At 65.2% G+C, this 17,426-nt stretch carries 15 protein-coding genes; 13 read left to right on the top strand and 2 right to left on the bottom strand.

Translation table 11 applies throughout. The annotated features are described in order from the left end of the window. Entirely contained in the window at window positions 1-1,434 is a 1,434-nt protein-coding gene (locus GC146_RS08070) for a nodulation protein NodH (RefSeq protein ID WP_291836890.1), read from the top strand. An 8-nt stretch (window positions 1,435-1,442) separates the two neighbouring features. Here the strand turns inward: GC146_RS08070 and ppsR are convergent, their stop codons facing one another. Together ppsR and GC146_RS08060 are read right to left on the bottom strand one after the other, a co-directional pair. Further along, window positions 1,443-2,897: a transcriptional regulator PpsR gene (gene ppsR, locus GC146_RS08065; protein ID WP_291836888.1), complete on the bottom strand. Its 1,455-nt coding sequence runs from the start codon at window positions 2,895-2,897 to the stop codon at window positions 1,443-1,445. Window positions 2,898-2,932: 35 nt separating this feature from the next. Then, window positions 2,933-3,685 (bottom strand): cobalamin-dependent protein, encoded by a 753-nt coding sequence (locus GC146_RS08060; protein ID WP_291836886.1) that lies wholly within the window; start codon window positions 3,683-3,685, stop codon window positions 2,933-2,935. Window positions 3,686-3,994: 309 nt separating this feature from the next. Here GC146_RS08060 and bchF point away from each other — a divergent pair, with 309 nt between their 5' ends. The 12 genes from bchF (at window position 3,995) to acsF (ending at window position 17,415) form a co-directional block, all read left to right on the top strand. Then, complete coding sequence (gene bchF, locus GC146_RS08055) at window positions 3,995-4,495, top strand: 2-vinyl bacteriochlorophyllide hydratase (protein WP_291836884.1); 501 nt, start codon at window positions 3,995-3,997, stop codon at window positions 4,493-4,495. Beyond that, complete coding sequence (locus tag GC146_RS08050) at window positions 4,492-5,775, top strand: ferredoxin:protochlorophyllide reductase (ATP-dependent) subunit N (RefSeq protein ID WP_291836881.1); 1,284 nt, start codon at window positions 4,492-4,494, stop codon at window positions 5,773-5,775. The genes bchF and GC146_RS08050 overlap by 4 nt, the downstream gene beginning before the upstream one ends. Next, window positions 5,772-7,298 carry a ferredoxin:protochlorophyllide reductase (ATP-dependent) subunit B gene (bchB, locus tag GC146_RS08045; RefSeq protein WP_291836879.1) on the top strand — a complete coding sequence of 509 codons (1,527 nt, stop codon included), beginning with the start codon at window positions 5,772-5,774 and terminating at the stop codon, window positions 7,296-7,298. The genes GC146_RS08050 and bchB overlap by 4 nt, the downstream gene beginning before the upstream one ends. Next, window positions 7,288-10,836 carry a magnesium chelatase subunit H gene (locus tag GC146_RS08040; RefSeq protein ID WP_291836877.1) on the top strand — a complete coding sequence of 1,183 codons (3,549 nt, stop codon included), beginning with the start codon at window positions 7,288-7,290 and terminating at the stop codon, window positions 10,834-10,836. The genes bchB and GC146_RS08040 overlap by 11 nt, the downstream gene beginning before the upstream one ends. Window positions 10,837-10,969: 133 nt before the next feature. Further along, a complete protein-coding gene (bchL, locus tag GC146_RS08035; RefSeq protein ID WP_291836874.1) occupies window positions 10,970-11,866 on the top strand; it encodes a ferredoxin:protochlorophyllide reductase (ATP-dependent) iron-sulfur ATP-binding protein in 897 nt (298 codons plus the stop codon). Between the two features lies 1 nt (window position 11,867). Continuing rightward, window positions 11,868-12,560 (top strand): magnesium protoporphyrin IX methyltransferase, encoded by a 693-nt coding sequence (gene bchM / locus GC146_RS08030; protein WP_291836872.1) that lies wholly within the window; start codon window positions 11,868-11,870, stop codon window positions 12,558-12,560. After that, on the top strand, window positions 12,557-13,987 hold the full coding sequence (locus GC146_RS08025; protein ID WP_291836870.1) for a PucC family protein: 1,431 nt from the start codon (window positions 12,557-12,559) through the stop codon (window positions 13,985-13,987). Before bchM ends, GC146_RS08025 begins: the two co-directional genes overlap by 4 nt. Before the next feature lie 23 nt (window positions 13,988-14,010). Continuing rightward, complete coding sequence (puhA, locus tag GC146_RS08020; protein ID WP_291836869.1) at window positions 14,011-14,784, top strand: photosynthetic reaction center subunit H; 774 nt, start codon at window positions 14,011-14,013, stop codon at window positions 14,782-14,784. Window positions 14,785-14,843: 59 nt separating this feature from the next. Then, window positions 14,844-15,482 (top strand): photosynthetic complex putative assembly protein PuhB, encoded by a 639-nt coding sequence (gene puhB / locus GC146_RS08015; protein ID WP_291836867.1) that lies wholly within the window; start codon window positions 14,844-14,846, stop codon window positions 15,480-15,482. A gap of 5 nt (window positions 15,483-15,487) precedes the next feature. Next, window positions 15,488-15,949 carry a photosynthetic complex assembly protein PuhC gene (gene puhC, locus GC146_RS08010; RefSeq protein WP_291836865.1) on the top strand — a complete coding sequence of 154 codons (462 nt, stop codon included), beginning with the start codon at window positions 15,488-15,490 and terminating at the stop codon, window positions 15,947-15,949. Between the two features lie 54 nt (window positions 15,950-16,003). After that, entirely contained in the window at window positions 16,004-16,300 is a 297-nt protein-coding gene (locus GC146_RS08005; RefSeq protein WP_291836863.1) for a hypothetical protein, read from the top strand. Beyond that, window positions 16,297-17,415, top strand: a complete 1,119-nt coding sequence (gene acsF, locus GC146_RS08000; RefSeq protein ID WP_291836861.1) for a magnesium-protoporphyrin IX monomethyl ester (oxidative) cyclase — start codon at window positions 16,297-16,299, stop codon at window positions 17,413-17,415. The genes GC146_RS08005 and acsF overlap by 4 nt, the downstream gene beginning before the upstream one ends. Window positions 17,416-17,426 lie beyond the last annotated feature (11 nt).

Here is a 17,426-nt window from a genome sequence, read left to right as displayed (position 1 = left end):
ATGCCCGATTTCGACAGTTTCGTAATTCTGGCCGAGATGCGGACCGGCTCGAACTTCCTCGAGGCCAATATCAACGCCTTTCCGGGGCTCCACAGCTTTGGCGAGGCGTTCAACCCGCACTTCATTGGCTATCCCAACAGCACCGATATTCTGGGCATCACGCAAGCCGCGCGCGATGCCAATCCGCAGGTGCTGCTTGACCGGATCCGTGATTGGCCCGAGGGATTGGGCGGGTTTCGGCTGTTTTCTGATCATGACCCGCGCGTGATCGAGGCCTGCCTTGCCAATCCGCGCTGTGCCAAGATCGTGCTGACGCGCAACCCGCTGGAAAGCTTTGTCAGCCGCAAGATTGCCGCGGCAACCGGCCAGTGGAAACTGACCAACGTCCGTCACGCCCGTCAACAGGCGGCGCATTTTGACGCGGCAGAGTTCACGGCGCATCTGACAGCAGTGCAGGCTGCGCAGGTGCATATTCTCAATACGCTCCAGCGAAGTGCGCAGACGGCCTTCTACCTTGATTACGAGGATCTGCAGGACTTGGGAGTGATGAATGGCCTTGCCCGGTGGCTGGGCTGCACCGCGCAAGCCGAGGGATTGGACACCAAGCTCAAGAAACAGAACCCCGAGCCGATGGCAGAGAAGGTGGCAAACTACCCCGCCATGGAGGCGGCGCTGGCCCGGCTCGATCGGTTTAACCTGACGCGCACACCCAATTTCGAGCCGCGCCGCGGCCCCATGGTTCCGGGCCATGTCGCCGCCGCGGTCAGCCCGCTGATCTACCTGCCGGTGCGCTGCGGCCCCGAAGCGGCGGTGCGCCGCTGGCTTGCCGCGCTTGACGACCGGCCCGAGGCGGACCTGCAAACCGGCCTGACCCAGAAAACCTTGCGCCTTTGGCTACGCGACCGGCCGGGCCATCGCAGTTTTACCGTGCTGCGCCATCCGCTGGCGCGCGCCCATGCGGCGTTCTGCGAATTGATCCTGCCGACCGGCCCCGGCACGTTCGGTGCGATCCGCCAGACGCTGCGCACCACTTTCAAGGTGCCGCTGCCCAAAGACGGCCCGACCGAAGGCTATGACGCCGCCGCCCACCGCGCCGCTTTCATGGGTTTTCTGGCATTCGTCCGGGCCAATCTGTCGGCGCAGACCGCGCTGAGGACCGATCCGTCATGGGCCACGCAGTTTGCCGTGATCCATGGCATGGCCGAAGTGATCATGCCCGACATGATCCTGCGCGAGGAACGATTGCAGGACGATCTGGCGCAGCTTGCCGCCCAGATCGGCGATTCGCCAGCACCTGTGCCTGAAGAGACAGACCCGCATGCGCCATGGCTGGCCGCGATCTACGATGCCGAGGTCGAGGCCGCGGGGCGGGACGCCTATTTGCGGGACTACGTGGCGTTCGGTTTCGGGGACTGGCGCCCGCCGGCGACGTAGGGCGCTGGCTAGTTCTCGTCGTCGCTCTCGACGTCGTCTTCAACGTTGCCGGGGCTCTTGCTCAGCAGGTCGTACTTGCGCAGCTTGACGTAAAGCGATTGCCGCGACAGGCCCAGCATTTCTGCCGCAGCGACGCGATTGTTCATCGTCAGCTCCACCGCCGTCTCGATGCACATCCGCTCGACCACGCTGGTCGATTCTGCGACGATTTCCTTGAGCGTCGCAGTGCCGACCAGTTCCATGACCGAACGCGCATTGTCGTCGTTGTTAGCTGCGGTGCTGACAGGTCGGCTGGGGTCCAACCGGCTGACGTCCCGCATGACCATGGCAAAGATGTTGGCGTCGCCGGCCTCGATACAGGTCACTGCAATCTCGACCTGGCGCGCGTTGCCGTACTCGCCGGCCAGCTTGGTGGGATACATCCGCATCCGTCCTGACCGCGCGGCATTATCCGTCATCACCCGCAAATCGACCGACCCGCGCGCGAGGTATTCGGCAAGGCTTCGCCCCCGCACGTTGAGGTCATGCGCTGCGTCGATCAGATCAAGAAAGCCTTCGTTGGCCGACATGATCGTGCCCGCGGAATCGGTGAAGACGATGGCGTCGGGCCCGCGATGGAACAGGCTTTGCAGATTACGGCCCAGATCATCGGCGTGCGTCTTGTCGACGCCGCCATCGATCTTGCACATCAAGACGCGTTCGCCGCCGGCCCGGAACAGCATGGGCGAGACCTGCACCACCTGACCGGCCCGCCGCAGGTGCAGACGCATCGGCTGCGATCGGTCTGAAATTGCATGGGCCGACAAGCGATCGACCAGATCGCCGCGCGTTCGGCCGTCGAATTCGCCGATCAGCGGCGCGCCGATCAACTCGTCGCGGCTGCGGCCGAACAGATCCGTGGCGGCATTGTTGACATCGGTAATCAGCCCGGTGCGCGCGGTCAGGAACACGATTGCGTCGCGCGTGCCGTCCATCAGCACACGGAACCGGGTATCGTTCTCGCGCTGCGATTCGTGGTCTTGTTCAAGCGCCAGCTGCGCTCGGACCAGTTGCTGCTGCATTTCGGCAATCGGGCGCAAGTCACGGCCCAGCATCAGGATCGCGCCGTCCGGCCCGATCCGGTGGAACGAGTAGCGAATCGGGAATTCCCACCGACCGATGCTGTCTGCATGGTTTATCTCGACGGGCCGCAGCCCCTCGCGGCCGGCGAGAAAGTCGCGCAGGCGCGATTCGAACTTGGGCACGCTTTCGACAGTGAGGGCCGACCGGATGTCTTTCCCCTCCCAGTGCTCAAGCCTGCGGAAGGCGTCGTGCATCGGGTTCACGAGAACCGACAGGACCGTGCCCTCTTCCGAGATAACAATAGCAAGATCGGCCACCTCGGCGATGATGTTGCCAAGGATCTCTGGCGCGATCAGGGGAATCGCGCCGCTGTTCCAGTATTTCGTCCCGCGGGATGTCACCCCGTTAGCGCCTTTCATGGCGTAGTTGTTCCTGTTCAAGCCCGGGCAGCCGCCCGCGGCCTGTCTTTTGCCGGTATGGCTATGCCGCAAGCCTTAAGTGCTGCGGCCATGTCGCTTGTGGCGATGTCGGCCCCGGTCAACTCGGTGATGTCGGGGTTGTCTTCCAAAACGCCGCCACCAATCACCACGCAAGGGCCATTCGGTCCGACGGTCCGGGCCGCCTGCACCAGCCTGCGAATCTTTTCAAGCGGTGCGCCCTGTCCCGCCGACACGAAGACCGCATCAAGGGGGTCGCGCCTCAGTTCGTGCACCACGATATCCGGCGTGGCCTGCAGCACGCGCCGGACGTAGATGCCGTGCCTGCGCAACTGTTCGGCAAGCACCTCTGCACCCAGTGTGTGATCGGTGCCTTCAGGCGCCACCAGCAGGACCGCCGATGCGCAAATGTCGAACGGGCTGTCATCACCCGGTGACAACCGGTGCAGCAGGCCTTGCAGCCGTGCGACCGCAACGGTCACGTCGACGAAGCTAAGCCCGTCTTCGCACCATTGCACGCCCGCGGTGCGGGCCGCGGCCGGAATGAAATGATCAACGATCCGGTTGTTGTCGATGCCCTGCGCCGCACAAGCGGCAAGGAAGGCCGAGAAATCAGCCGCGCCGCGCGCGAGGATGGTTTTTTCCAGCAGGTCGAGCAGGTCGGGCGGCATCGCGTCGTCGTGACCGGGCGCCGCAACGACCGCATCCTCGACAGGTTGGGTTCCGAACCCGCGATTGGAGCCGTTCGTCATCGCCGACATCTCCTGGTACCGGGCCGGCCATACAGGCGAAACCCGCAGCCATCAAGCCACCGGGGCGTCTTCCGGTGCCATGGGCTGCATTTCATTGTCGGGGTTGACCAAACTAATGTCAAAGCAAATTGACAGTTGTGATGGATCACCACTCTTAGATGTGCAAAATAGCGGCTTTTATGAGGGTTTATTGCTGATTTTGGCCCTAAGCCCGCTGATCTTGAATGGCACGACAGAGTGTAAGTTAAAGTTGACACTTGGGTCTGAAGGCTCCTAATCTCGGGTATGTCCTGTCAGGGAATCTCTTCGATGTCCGAAAGTGGCGCATGGCGCGAGGCCTCCCGGCAAAGGCCGAAATCGCTCTACACAGTGGCCGAACGGGCCCGCCGCGACACCACCCGCTGGACGCTGGTGCAGGGCATTCTCGCGCCGCTTCAGTTCCTGGTATTCCTCGTATCGCTGGCACTTGTGCTGCGGTTTCTCGCCACCGGGTCGGGCTATGGCAGCGCGGCCGCCTCGGTCGTGGTCAAGACGGGCGTGCTTTACCTGATCATGGTGACCGGCGCGATCTGGGAGAAGGTGGTCTTTGGCCAGTACCTCTTCGCGCCCGCCTTCTTCTGGGAGGACGTGTTCAGCTTCGCGGTGATCGCGCTGCACACCGCCTATGTCTGGGCGCTGTGGTCACACGCGCTGGCGCCGCTGCCGCTGATGCTGCTCGCGCTCGCCGCCTATGCGGCCTACGTCATCAACGCCACCCAGTTCCTGCTGAAGCTGCGCGCGGCGCGGCTAGATGCGGCGGTGACGCCATGAACGCGCCTGTGCTTCCCGCCGGCGGGGGCTGCCGCACGGCCCCGGTTCTGAAAGAGCGCGGCCAGCGCGAGGTGTTCTGCGGCCTGACCGGCATCATCTGGCTGCACCGCAAGATGCAGGACGCCTTCTTTCTTGTCGTCGGCAGCCGCACCTGCGCGCACCTGCTGCAATCGGCCGCCGGCGTGATGATCTTTGCCGAGCCGCGCTTTGGCACCGCCATTCTCGAAGAGACGGATCTGGCCGGCATGGCCGACGCCCATACAGAGCTTGACCGCGAGGTTGATCGCCTGCTGGCCCGCCGGCCCGACATCCGGCAGCTGTTCCTCGTCGGGTCCTGCCCGTCAGAGGTGATCAAGCTGGACTTGCACCGCGCGGCCGAGCGGCTGTCGGTCCGCCACGCCCCGCATGTGCGGGTGCTGAACTACTCCGGCTCGGGCATCGAGACGACCTTTACCCAAGGCGAGGATGCCTGCCTTGCCGCGATGGTGCCGGTTCTGGCAGAGACGCAAGCGCGCGAGCTTCTTGTCGTGGGGGCCCTGCCCGACGTGGTCGAAGACCAGATGCTGTCGCTTTTGGCGGCACTTGGGGTCGGTCCGGTTCGCCTCCTCCCGGCGCGCCGGATCGACGCGACCACGGGCGTTGGCCCGAACACCGTCTTTGCCCTGACCCAGCCCTTCCTTGGTGATACGCATGCCGCGCTGGAACGGCGCGGCGCGCGCCACATTCCCGCACCATTTCCCTTTGGTGAAGAAGGCACGACAGCGTGGCTTTCCGCCATCGCCGCCGAGTTTGGCGTGGATGCCGCCACGTTCGCCGCCGTTACCGACGCCCCGCGTGCCCGCGCGCGCAAGGCCGTGGAACAGGCCTCGACCGCGCTATCGGGCAAATCGGTGTTCTTCTTTCCCGACAGCCAGCTGGAAATCCCGCTGGCCCGCTTCCTGACCCGTGAATGCGGCATGACCGCGATCGAAGTGGGCAGCCCCTATATTCACGACGCGCTGCACGGTCCCGATCTGGACCTGCTGCCGGCCGGCCCGCAGATCAGCGAAGGGCAGGATGTCGAGCGTCAGCTTGACCGCGCCCGTGCCGCCCGGCCCGACCTGACGGTCTGCGGCCTTGGCCTTGCCAACCCGCTCGAGGCGGAGGGGCTCAGCACCAAGTGGGCCATCGAGCTGGTTTTTACCCCGGTCCATTTCTACGAACAGGCCGGCGACCTGGCCGGTCTTTTCTCGCGCCCGCTGCGGCGCAAGTCCCTCCTGCATCTGGAGGCGGCGGAATGAAGCTGACCGTCTGGACATATGAAGGCCCGCCGCATGTCGGCGCCATGCGCGTTGCCACCGCGATGCGCGGGTTGCATTACGTGCTGCACGCGCCGCAGGGCGACACCTATGCCGACCTGCTGTTCACGATGATCGAGCGGCGCAACCATCGCCCGCCGGTCACCTACACCACCTTTCAGGCGCGCGACCTTGGTTCGGATACCGCCACGCTGTTCAAGGATGCCTGCGCCAGCGCGGTCGCCCGGTTCCAGCCGCAGGCGATCATCGTCGGTGCCTCCTGCACCGCCGAACTGATCCAGGACGATCCGGGCGGGTTGTCCGAGGCGCTGGGCCTCGACATTCCGGTGATCCCGCTGGAACTGCCCAGCTACCAGCGCAAGGAAAACTTCGGCGCGGACGAGACGTTCTACCAGATCGTCAAGGCGCTGGCGAAAGAGACGCCGCGCACCGCCCGCCCGACCTGCAACATCCTTGGGCCCACCGCGCTGGGCTTTCGCCACCGCGACGATGTGGAGGAACTGACCGGGCTGCTGTCGGACCTTGGCATCGGCGTGAACGTCGTGGCCCCGCTGGGTGCCAGCCCCGCCGACATTGTCCGGCTGCCTGCCGCCCATTTCAACGTGCTGCTCTCGCCCGAAACAGGCGAAACGGCGGCGCGCTGGCTGGAAAAGACCTACGGCCAGCCCTTTACGAAGGTTGTGCCGATCGGCGTCGGTGCCACGCGCGATTTCATCGCCGAAGTGGGCGACATCACCGGCCTGCCGATGAAGATCGACGAAAGCCGCCTGCGCCTGCCGTGGTGGTCGCGCTCGGTCGATTCCACGTATCTCACCGGCAAGCGCGTATTCATCTTCGGCGACGGCACCCATGTCGCCGCCCATGCCCGCATCGCCCGCGACGAGATGGGGTTCGAGGTGGTGGGGATGGGCTGCTACAACCGCGAGATGGCGCGGCCCGTGCGCGCGCTGGCCAAGCAATACGGCCTCGAGGCGCTGATCACCGACGATTACCTCGCCGTCGAGGCCGAGATCGAGCGGCTTGCGCCCGAGATGATCCTTGGCACCCAGATGGAACGCCATATCGGCAAGCGGCTGGGTATCCCTTGCGCCGTCATCTCGGCCCCGGTCCACGTGCAGGACTACCCCGCGCGCTATTCGCCGCAGGTGGGCTACGAGGGTGCCAACGTCATCTTCGACACGCTGGTGCATCCGCTGGTGATGGGCTTGGAAGAGCATCTGCTGACGATGTTCCGCGAGGATTTCGAGTTTCACGACGCAGCTGGTGCTTCGCATCATGGCGCTGCCGCAGTGCGCCCTGCGCCCCAGCCCGAGGAACAGGCGCCCACGTCGTCGGGTGGCAGCGTGGTGATCTGGCTTGCCGATGCCGAGAAAGAGCTGCGCAAGATCCCGTTCTTCGTGCGCGGCAAGGCCCGCCGCAACACCGAGGTCTTTGCCCAGGGCAAAGGCCTGCAAGAGATCAGCATCGACACGCTTTACGAGGCGAAGGCCCATTATGCGCGATGAGGTGATGCATAAGCCCTACCGGGTCGTGATCGTCACGCTCGACAGCCACGCGGCAGGCCCCGCTGCGCGTGTGGGTCAGCGCCTTGCGCCCGATTTTCCGGGGTTGGAAGTGCAGGTGCACGCCGCCGCCGAATGGGGCGAACAACCCGAGGCGCTGGCTGACGCGATCCACGCCGTGGGCGAGGCTGACATCGTCATCGCGAACCTGCTGTTCCTCGAAGAGCATCTGAACGCGATCCTGCCCGCGATGAAGGCCCGGCGCGAAGGCTGCGACGCGATGCTGGGCATGATCGCCGATGGCGAGGTTATTCGCCTGACGAAAATGGGCGATCTGGACATGGCCAAGCCCGCAAGCGGCGCGATGGCCCTGCTGAAAAAGCTGCGCGGCAGCGGCAAGCCCGGTGCAGGGTCGGGCGAGAAGCAGATGAAGACGCTGCGCCGCCTGCCCAAGATCCTGAAACTGATCCCCGGCAAGGCGCAGGACCTGCGCGCATGGTTCCTGTCGATGCAATACTGGTTGGGCGGGTCTGACGACAACGTCGAGCAGATGATCCGCTACCTTGTCGGCCGCTATGCCACCCGGCCCGACTGGCAGGGCGCGCGGTCGAAGGCGCCGATCGAATATCCCGACGTGGGCCTTTACCACCCCGACTTGCCCGATACCGGCATCGTCACCGATGCCGGGCTCCTGCCCCGGCCGGAAGGCGCGGTGGCGACGGTCGGCCTGCTGATGCTGCGCTCTTACATCCTTGCCGCCGATCGCGCGCACTACGATGCCGTCATCCGCGCCTTCGAGGCGAAGGGCATGGCGGTGATCCCGGCCTTTGCCGGGGGTCTGGACGGACGCCCCGCGATCGACACCTATTTCCAGGGCAAGATCGACGCGATGGTTTCGCTCACCGGTTTCTCGCTGATCGGCGGGCCAGCCTATAACGACAGCGACGCCGCGGTAGAGATGCTGCGCGCGCTCGACGTGCCCTATATTGCCGCGCAACCGCTGGAGTTCCAGACGCTGGGCCAGTGGGCCGCCAGCGCGCAGGGCCTTGGCCCGATCGAGACGACGATGCTTGTCGCCCTGCCCGAAATCGACGGCGCGACCAATCCCACCGTCTTTGCCGGGCGGCATGGTGCCGGCGGCTGCCACGGCTGCCCGCAAGGCTGCACCGCCGGGGTCGAGGCGCGGGTGATGGCACCCTGCCCGGAACGCATCGCGCGGCTTGCCGAAAAGACACTGCGTCTGGCGCGCCTGCACCGGATGCGCAACGCCGACAAGAAGGTGGGCGTGGTTCTCTTCGGCTTTCCGCCTAACGCGGGCGCGGTGGGCACGGCCGCCTATCTGGGCGTTTTCGAAAGCCTGTTCAACACGCTGAAGCGGATGCACGACGAGGGCTACACGGTGGAAGTGCCGCCCTCGGTCGACGCGCTGCGCGCCGCCATCCTGCAGGGCAATGCCAAGACCTATGGCCAGCAGGCCAATGTCGCCGCCCATGTCGGTGCCGAAACGATGGTGCGTGACACACCGTGGCTGAACGGGATCGAAGCGGTCTGGGGTCCGGCGCCGGGCCGGGTGCAATCGGACGGGCGCGGGGTGTTCATCCTTGGCCATCAGTTCGGCAATGTCTTCGTCGGCGTGCAGCCTGCCTTCGGCTACGAGGGCGACCCGATGCGCCTGCTGTTCGAGCATGGTTTCGCGCCGACCCATGCCTTTGCGCAGTTCTACCTCTGGCTGCGCAACACCTTCGGCGCCGATGTTCTGCTGCATTTCGGGATGCATGGCGCGCTGGAATTCATGCCGGGCAAACAGGCCGGCCCCGGTGCATCCGACTGGCCCGACCGGCTGATCGGCGAGATGCCAAACGTCTATCTTTATGCCGCCAACAATCCCTCCGAGGCGACGCTGGCTAAGCGGCGCAGCAATGCGGTGATCGTCACCCACCTGACGCCGCCGCTGGCGCAGGCGGGGCTTTACAAGGGGCTGGCCGATCTCAAGGACAGCATGAAGCGCTGGCGCGAAATGGCCCCGAACGATCCGGCCCGCGCCGAGTTGGAGCAGCTGATCCGCGATCAGGCCAATGCCGTGGACCTGAACGCGCGGGATATCTCGCGTCTCTGGGCGGTGCTGCTGGAAACCGAGGGCGCGCTGATCACCGAAGGTCTGCACGTCGTCGGCCAGCCGATGAGTGCCGCGCAACGCGCCGACATGGTGGCGCTGATGCTGGGAGATGCCGACGAGAAGGCGCGTGCGGCAAAGCTGCTGGCCGAGGAGCATGAATTGCCGGGACTGATGCGGGCGCTGTCCGCACGCTACGTGCCGCCGGTGCCGGGTGGTGATCTGGTCCGGTCGCCGGCGATCCTGCCCACCGGGCGCAATATTCATGCCTTCGACCCGTTCCGGATGCCCACGGCCTTTGCGCTGGCCGATGGTGTGCGGCAGGCGGATCTGCTGTTGAAGACCCACGCCTCGCTGCCGCGGACGGTGGCGCTGGTGCTTTGGGGATCGGATAACATCAAGTCCGACGGTGTGCCGATCGGGCAGGCACTGGCGCTGATGGGCGCGGTGCCGCGGTTCGACAGCTATGGCCGCCTTTCGGGCGCCGACCTGATCCCGCTGGAGACGCTGGGCCGTCCGCGCATCGACGTGGTGATGACCTTGTCGGGCATCTTCCGCGATCTGCTGCCGCTGCAGACACGGATGCTGGCCGAAGCGGCGCTGAAATGCGCGCTGGCCGACGAACCGGCAGACCGCAACTTCATACGCGCCCATGCCACCGCATACGCCGCCGAGATGGATTGTGACATCGAGACCGCCGCGCTGCGCGTCTTCTCCAATGCCGAGGGTGCCTATGGCTCGAACGTCAACCAGCTGGTCGACAGTTCTGCCTTCGGCGACGAAGACGAACTCGCCGATGCCTACCAGACGCGCAAGAGCTTTGCCTACGGCGTCAACGGCAAGGCGGCGCAGAATCCCGCGCTGCTGCAAAAGGCGCTGAAGGACGTGGACCTTGCCTACCAGAACCTCGAATCGGTCGAGCTGGGGGTTACCACGGTCGATCATTACTTTGATACGCTGGGTGGCATCGCGCGGGCGGTGAAGCGCGCTAAGGGCGGCACTGAAACACCGGTTTATATCGGCGACCAGACCCGCGGAACCGCCAAGGTGCGCACCCTTCAGGCGCAGGTTGCTCTGGAGACCCGGTCGCGCAGCCTGAACCCGAAATTCTACGAAGGCCTGCTGAAGCACGGCCACGAGGGCGTGCGCCAGATCGAGGCGCATATCACCAACACGATGGGATGGTCGGCCACCACCGGGCAGGTCGAACCTTGGGTCTATCAGCGCCTGAGCGAAACGTTCGTTCTGGACGACGCGATGCGCGAGCGGCTGGCGGCGCTGAACCCGCAAGCTTCGATGCGGATGGCCAACCGGCTGCTAGAGGCCTCGGACCGCGCCTACTGGGCGCCCGACGCTGCAACGCTGGCGGCATTGCAGGCGGCGGCCGATGCGCTTGAAGATCGGATGGAAGGAGTGGCGGCGGAATGACCCAAGGCCACGCATATCGCGCCCTTCGGGCGGGGACGGAGGGGGGCCAGCCCCCCGCGCTGGCGCGCTCCCCCCGGAGTATTTTTGGCAAGATGAAGCCTGGGGTGAACACCCCGGCAGGAAGGAGGCTCGTATGAGCCCGAGAGATGAGATTCCCAACCTGCGTGGTCTGGACGGCGAAGGCTCGGTTCAGGTCCAGCAGGATCCCGAAGCACGGATCGAGGGCGCGAAGGTGTTCTCGGTTTATGGCAAGGGGGGAATTGGCAAATCGACGACCAGTTCCAACCTGTCGGCGGCCTTTTCGATCATGGGCAAGCGGGTGCTGCAGATCGGCTGCGACCCCAAGCATGACAGCACCTTCACCCTGACCGGGCGTCTGGTGCCCACGGTGATCGACATTCTCAAGGAGGTGGATTTCCACGCCGAGGAGTTGCGGGCCGAAGATTTCGTGTTTGACGGCTACAACGGCGTGAAATGCGTGGAGGCTGGCGGCCCGCCCGCCGGCACCGGCTGTGGCGGCTACGTGGTGGGGCAGACGGTGAAGCTGTTGAAACAGCATCATCTTCTGGAAGACACCGACGTGGTGATCTTCGACGTGCTGGGCGACGTGGTCTGCGGCGGCTTTGCCGCGCCACTGCAGCATGCCGACCGCGCGCTGATCGTCACCGCCAACGATTTCGACAGCATTTACGCGATGAACCGGATCATCGCGGCGGTGCAGGCGAAGTCGGCCAACTACAAGGTGCGGCTGGCGGGGTGCGTCGCCAACCGCTCGCGCGAGACCGACGAGGTGGACCGTTACTGCCGCACCGTGGGCTTCAACCGGCTGGCGCATATGCCCGACCTCGACGCGATCCGGCGCAGCCGCCTGAAGAAGAAGACGATCTTCGAGATGGATGATGCCGAGGACGTGGTTCAGGTGCGCAAGGAATACGTGCGCCTCGCCGAGACGCTGTGGAACGGCACCGAGGGCACATCGCCCGCGCCACTGCCCGACCGCGAGATCTTCGAATTGCTGGGGTTCGACTGAGATGGCCACCTACGCCGCCACGCGTGACCGGGTCGAACACTACTTCGACCGTTCCGCCACCAAGGTGTGGGAGCGGCTGACCTCGGACGCGCCGGTGTCTGGCATCCGCGCCACCGTGCGCGCGGGTCGCGACCGGATGCGCGCGCTGATGCTCGACCAGTTGCCGGGCGATCTGCGCGGGGCGCGGGTGCTGGACGCGGGCTGTGGCACGGGCGCGATGGCGGTGGAACTGGCCGCGCGCGGCGCGGACGTGGTGGCGGTGGACATCTCGCCAGCGCTGATCACGATTGCCGAGCAGCGGATGCCAGAACGGCTGACGGGCCGGATAACCTGGCGCGCCGGTGACATGCTGGACCCGGCCCACGGCGCCTTCGACCACATCGTGGCGATGGATTCGATGATCTATTACGGGGCCGACGATATCGCAGCACTTCTGGCCGAAGCCGCGCCGCGCCTGTCGGGCCGTTTCGTCTTCACCCTTCCGCCGCGCACGCCCGCCTTGATGGCGATGTGGCGGCTGGGGCGGCTGTTCCCCCGGTCGGACCGCAGCCCGACGATGATCCCTCATGCCCCCGCTGGCATCGCCGAGGCGATGCGCCGGGTGGACGTGCCCGGACGCCTGCGCGAGGTCGAGCGCGTGTCCTCCGGTTTCTACATCTCGACTGCACTGGTGTTCGAAGGACATACGCCATGATCTTCAAGGCCGACCAACTGAAGTCTCTGACAACGCGGGTTCTGCCCTTCGCGGACGCGGTCAGTGATCAGCTGCCAATGAACCAGTTGTTGCGGATGTCATTGTTCCAGGTGTCGGTCGGCATGGCCTCGGTGATGCTGCTGGGCACGCTGAACCGGGTAATGATTGTCGAGCTGCACGTGCCCGCGATGATCGTGGCGCTGATGATCGCCATTCCGGTGCTCTCGGCGCCGTTCCGCGCGCTGTTGGGGTTCCGGTCGGACAACCACCGTTCGGCGCTGGGCTGGAAACGGGTGCCGTTCCTCTGGTTCGGCTCGCTCTACCAGTTCGGTGGGCTGGCGATCATGCCGATGGGCCTGCTTGTCCTGTCAGGCGATCATGCCATTGGGCCGGACTGGGCGGGTTACGTTGGCGCCGGGCTGGCCTTCCTGCTGACCGGGATCGGGATGCACATGACGCAGACGGCGGGCCTTGCGCTGGCCGCTGACCGCGCGACAGAGGAAACACGGCCGCGTGTCGTGGCGCTGCTTTACGTGATGTACCTGATCGGCATGGCGCTGTCGTCGATCGTGATCGGCACGCTGCTGCGCGATTTCAGCCCGCTGCGGCTGGTGCAGGTGGTGCAGGGCTCGGCCGTGGTGACGATCGTGCTGAACCTCGTTGCGCTGTGGAAGCAGGAAAAGCTGCAGCCGATGACCAAGGCCGAACGCGAGGCGCCGCGCCCCAGCTTCAGCGACGCATGGCGCGACCTGGCTGCGGGCGGTGCCGCGGGGCGACTGCTGGCCGTGGTCTTTTTCGGCGCGCTCGCCTTCAACATGCAGGACGTGCTGCTGGAACCCTATGGCGGCGAAGTGCTGGGCCTGTCGGTTTCGGCCACCACGCTGCTGACGGCGATGTTCTCGGCCGGTGGCCTGATCGGCTTTGGCCTCGCCGCGCGCTGGCTTGCCCGCGGGATCGACCCCTACCGCATGGGGGCCCGCGGCATCCTGATCGGGCTGGCGGCCTTTGCCTGTGTGATCATGTCGGCGCCCTTGGGCTCCGATGCCGTCTTTTTCGCCGGGGCCGGATTGATCGGCCTTGGTGGGGGACTTTTCAGCGTCTCGACCCTGACCGCCGCAATGACCATGCCGACACAAGGCACGGCAGGGCGCGGTCTGGCTCTGGGTGCATGGGGGGCCGCGCAGGCCACCGGCGCCGGATTCTCGATCTTCATCGGAGGGACCGTCAGGGACCTCGTCAATCATGCCGCCATGAATGGCGCACTGGGACAGGCACTCGCCATGCCATCCACCGGCTACTCGGTCGTCTATCACATCGAGATCGGCCTTCTTTTCATCACCCTCATCGCTCTTGGACCGCTGGTTCGGACTCGGGCGCTGACAGAGGGGGGGGCGGCGAGGCTTGGCTTGGCCGACTTCCCCACCTGAGCTGACCAACGGAGGATTACATCATGGTCGGGACCACCTTCTTCGGAAACGTCGACCTCGCGCTTGTCGCGATCTGGCTGTTCTGGCTCTTCTTCGCCGGGCTGATCTACTACCTGCAGACCGAGAACATGCGCGAGGGTTACCCCCTGCGCGATGACGACGGCAACATCGCCGCAAACCAGGGCCCGTTTCCGGTGCCCAAGGACAAGACGTTCAAGCTGCCGCATGGCCGCGGCGAGGTGACGGTGCCTTCGGGCCAGCGCGCCGACCGGACCGATCTGGCGTTGGCGCGGACCTCGGCCGCGGGCGGCAATCCGTACGAGCCGACAGGCGACCCGATGGTCGATGGTGTCGGCCCGGCCGCATGGGCCAATCGGCGCGATGTGCCCGAGCTTGACGGCCATGGTCATCCCAAGATCCGGCCGATGTCGTCGCTGCCCGAGTTCCACGTCTCGGCCGGACGCGACCCGCGTGGCCTGCCTGTCGTTGGCGGTGACGGCGAGGTTGTGGGCCGGATCAGCGATATCTGGGTCGACGTGCCCGAAGCGATGATCCGCTACCTGACGGTCGACCTGAACCCTGAAGGCAGCGGCAAGACCCGGCTGATCCCGATGACGATGGCGAAGGTCAAGTCCGACCGCGTCACCGTGCGCTCGCTTTACGCGCACAACTGGGATGGCGTGCCGCAAACCGCAAAGGCCGACGAGGTCACCGTGCTGGAAGAGGACAAGATCTGCGCCTGGTATGCGGGTGGCACGCTGTACGCCACGCCGTCACGCATGGGCCCGGTCCTGTAACCAACGGGCCGCCCCGGCCAGCCACCGGGGCGGCACCACTGACATAGGGGAACCAAGAGATGAGCCACGACGATTTCAAGTTCGAGCCGGTCCGCGGCCTGCCCGAGACACTGCCCGAAGGTGAACACATCCTGTGGCAGGGCAGCCCCCTGCCGGGACGGCTGGCGCGAGAGGCGCTGGGACTGCGCTGGGTTGCGGGCTACTTCGCCCTGCTGACGCTTTGGCGCGTGGTGATGTCCGCATTGGATTTCCCTCTTTCCGAGGCGTTGGTCCACGCGGTTCCGTTTGTTGTGCTGGGCGTGCTGACCTGCGCGATCATCTACATCATCGCCTGGGTTCAGGCGAAGGCGACGGTCTACACGCTGACGAACAAGCGGGTCGCGATGCGCATCGGCGCCGCGCTGACGATGACGCTGAACCTGCCCTACACCTGGATCGGCAATGCGCAACTTGACCTGCGGCAAGGCGGGTCGGGCACGATCGCGTTCGAGCTGATTGGCCAGACGCGCCTGTCCTACCTGATGACGTGGCCGCATGTGCGGCCGTGGCGGATGGCCCGGACCCAGCCTGCGCTGCGCTGTATTCCCGACGCCGAGAAGGTGGCGCGGATCTTCGCCGAGGCCGCCGAAACCCGGATTTCCCAGCCGCAGGTTACCCGTGCGGCCAATACCGACGGCACCGCCGTCGCAGCGGAGTAACGATCATGTCCCATATGCAGACACCCATGCGCCACCACGACAAGGAGATGGTGCCCAAGATCCTCGTGCAGGCGATGTTCGCCCTGATGATCGTCTCGGTCGCGCTGGTGGCATTCGCCCAATGGGCCCGCCTGCCTGATGTTGGCCAGATCACCGATACCAGCGTCGCCGCCAAACTGGATTTCGTGATGACCGGGGATACCCGCTCGGGCCAGTACCAGGTGCTGGATACGTCGGGCCGGGTGCTTGGCTCGACCAGTGACGACAAGGCCGGGTTCATCGGCGTGATCGGCCGCGTCGTCGATCGCGAGCGGATGCAGCGCGGCGTCGTGGGTAATCCGCCGCTGCACCTGATCCGGCATGACAACGGCACCTATGCCATCACCGATGACGCGACCGGCATGGTCGTGGAACTGGTGGCGTATGGCGCTGACAATCAGGCGGCGTTCGGCCGGCTGCTTCGGTAATTTCATCCGGGCCGGGTTAGCCACCCGCGCCCTCTCATCGAAAGGGAACTCGATATGGGACTGATCTTTCGCGAAAAGGAAATCGCGCCCTGCACCGTCAGGGTCAGCCACTGCTTTGACGAACTGTCGGCGCATGTGAAATTCGACAACGGCGCAGTTGTCCATCCGGGCGATACCGTTCTGGTTCAGGGGCCCGAGATCATGGCGCCTTATGGTGAGGTCGTCGAAGAACGGCGCACCGCGATCATCACCCGCGCCTCGCGGCTGGAACAGCTGTGGACCCGCGCCACGGGCGATTTCGAATTCATGGAACTGTGCGAATTCTCGTTCTCGGAAGAGGTGATGTCATGAACACTCACGCGATGCCCCATTCCGCCGACGCCACCACCGCCGAAGAGGCGCTGGCCCGGCAGGAAGTGATCGATTCCTCGATGGCCACCGAAGTGGCGATGCAGAACACGCTGCTGACGCCCCGCTTCTACACCACCGATTTCGACGAGATGGACGCGATCGACGTCTCGGGCGTTCGCAAGGACTGGGACGAGTTGATCGGTCGGATGAAATCTGACCCCAACAAGGGCCATTTCAAGAAGAACGCCGATTGGGACGAGATTGACTGGGACGGGATGGAGCCCAAGCTGAAGGCCGAGTTCATCGACTTCCTGATCTCGTCCTGCACGGCCGAATTCTCGGGCTGCGTCCTTTACAAGGAGATGAAGCGCCGGGGTAAGAATGCCGACATCACCACGCTGTTCCAGCTGATGGCGCGGGACGAAGCGCGGCACGCGGGCTTCATCAACGACGCGCTGCGCGAGGCCGGCATTGCAGTGAACCTGGGCTTCCTGACGCAGGCCAAGAAGTACACCTACTTCCGGCCCAAGTTCATTTACTACGCCACCTACCTGTCCGAGAAGATCGGGTATGCCCGGTACATCACCATCTTCCGCCACCTGGAGGCGCATCCCGAACAGCGGTTCCACCCCATCTTCAAGTGGTTCCGCGAGTGGTGCAACGACGAGTTCAGCCATGGCGAGGCTTTTGCCCTGCTGCTGAAAACCGATCCGAAACTGACCTCGGGGATCAACAAGTACTGGATCAAGTTCTTCCTCACGGCGGTCTACTCCACCATGTCCGTGCGCGACCATCAGCGCCCGGCCTTCCATGCCGCGCTGGGTGTCGATCCCACGTGGTACGGGCAGGAAGTGTTCCGCAAGACCTCCGAGATCTCGCGGCAGGTCTTCCCGCTGACGCTGGACATCAACCACCCGCGCTGGCAGCCGAACCTTGACCGGATGCAGGCCGCCAATGCCGAGATCTCGGCGGCGCGCAAGGCGGGCGGCGTGGGCGGCTGGCTGCGGCGGCAGGTGGCCTCGGCCAAGGCCGCGGCTGCGTTCGTGTCGCTGATGACGATCCCGTCGATCCCTAACGCCGTGCCGGAAACCACCCGGCTGGTCCCCGCTTACTAGGAGCACGCGCG

The organism is Limimaricola sp. (assembly GCF_016125575.1).
GTDB lineage: Bacteria > Pseudomonadota > Alphaproteobacteria > Rhodobacterales > Rhodobacteraceae > WGLM01.
The sequence above is the reverse complement of the archived record's forward strand: the minus strand, read 5'-3'. Positions and strand labels throughout refer to the sequence as shown.

Excerpts from the sequence above, each read along its gene's own strand:
- GC146_RS08070 (WP_291836890.1), top strand. The coding sequence starts at position 1 with ATGCCCGATTTCGACAGTTTCGTAATTCTGGCCGAGATGCGGACCGGC.
- GC146_RS08060 (WP_291836886.1), bottom strand. The coding sequence starts at position 3,685 with ATGACGAACGGCTCCAATCGCGGGTTCGGAACCCAACCTGTCGAGGAT.
- bchF (WP_291836884.1), top strand. The coding sequence starts at position 3,995 with ATGTCCGAAAGTGGCGCATGGCGCGAGGCCTCCCGGCAAAGGCCGAAA.
- GC146_RS08050 (WP_291836881.1), top strand. The coding sequence starts at position 4,492 with ATGAACGCGCCTGTGCTTCCCGCCGGCGGGGGCTGCCGCACGGCCCCG.
- bchB (WP_291836879.1), top strand. The coding sequence starts at position 5,772 with ATGAAGCTGACCGTCTGGACATATGAAGGCCCGCCGCATGTCGGCGCC.
- GC146_RS08040 (WP_291836877.1), top strand. The coding sequence starts at position 7,288 with ATGCGCGATGAGGTGATGCATAAGCCCTACCGGGTCGTGATCGTCACG.
- bchL (WP_291836874.1), top strand. The coding sequence starts at position 10,970 with ATGAGCCCGAGAGATGAGATTCCCAACCTGCGTGGTCTGGACGGCGAA.
- bchM (WP_291836872.1), top strand. The coding sequence starts at position 11,868 with ATGGCCACCTACGCCGCCACGCGTGACCGGGTCGAACACTACTTCGAC.
- GC146_RS08025 (WP_291836870.1), top strand. The coding sequence starts at position 12,557 with ATGATCTTCAAGGCCGACCAACTGAAGTCTCTGACAACGCGGGTTCTG.
- puhA (WP_291836869.1), top strand. The coding sequence starts at position 14,011 with ATGGTCGGGACCACCTTCTTCGGAAACGTCGACCTCGCGCTTGTCGCG.
- puhB (WP_291836867.1), top strand. The coding sequence starts at position 14,844 with ATGAGCCACGACGATTTCAAGTTCGAGCCGGTCCGCGGCCTGCCCGAG.
- puhC (WP_291836865.1), top strand. The coding sequence starts at position 15,488 with ATGTCCCATATGCAGACACCCATGCGCCACCACGACAAGGAGATGGTG.
- GC146_RS08005 (WP_291836863.1), top strand. The coding sequence starts at position 16,004 with ATGGGACTGATCTTTCGCGAAAAGGAAATCGCGCCCTGCACCGTCAGG.
- acsF (WP_291836861.1), top strand. The coding sequence starts at position 16,297 with ATGAACACTCACGCGATGCCCCATTCCGCCGACGCCACCACCGCCGAA.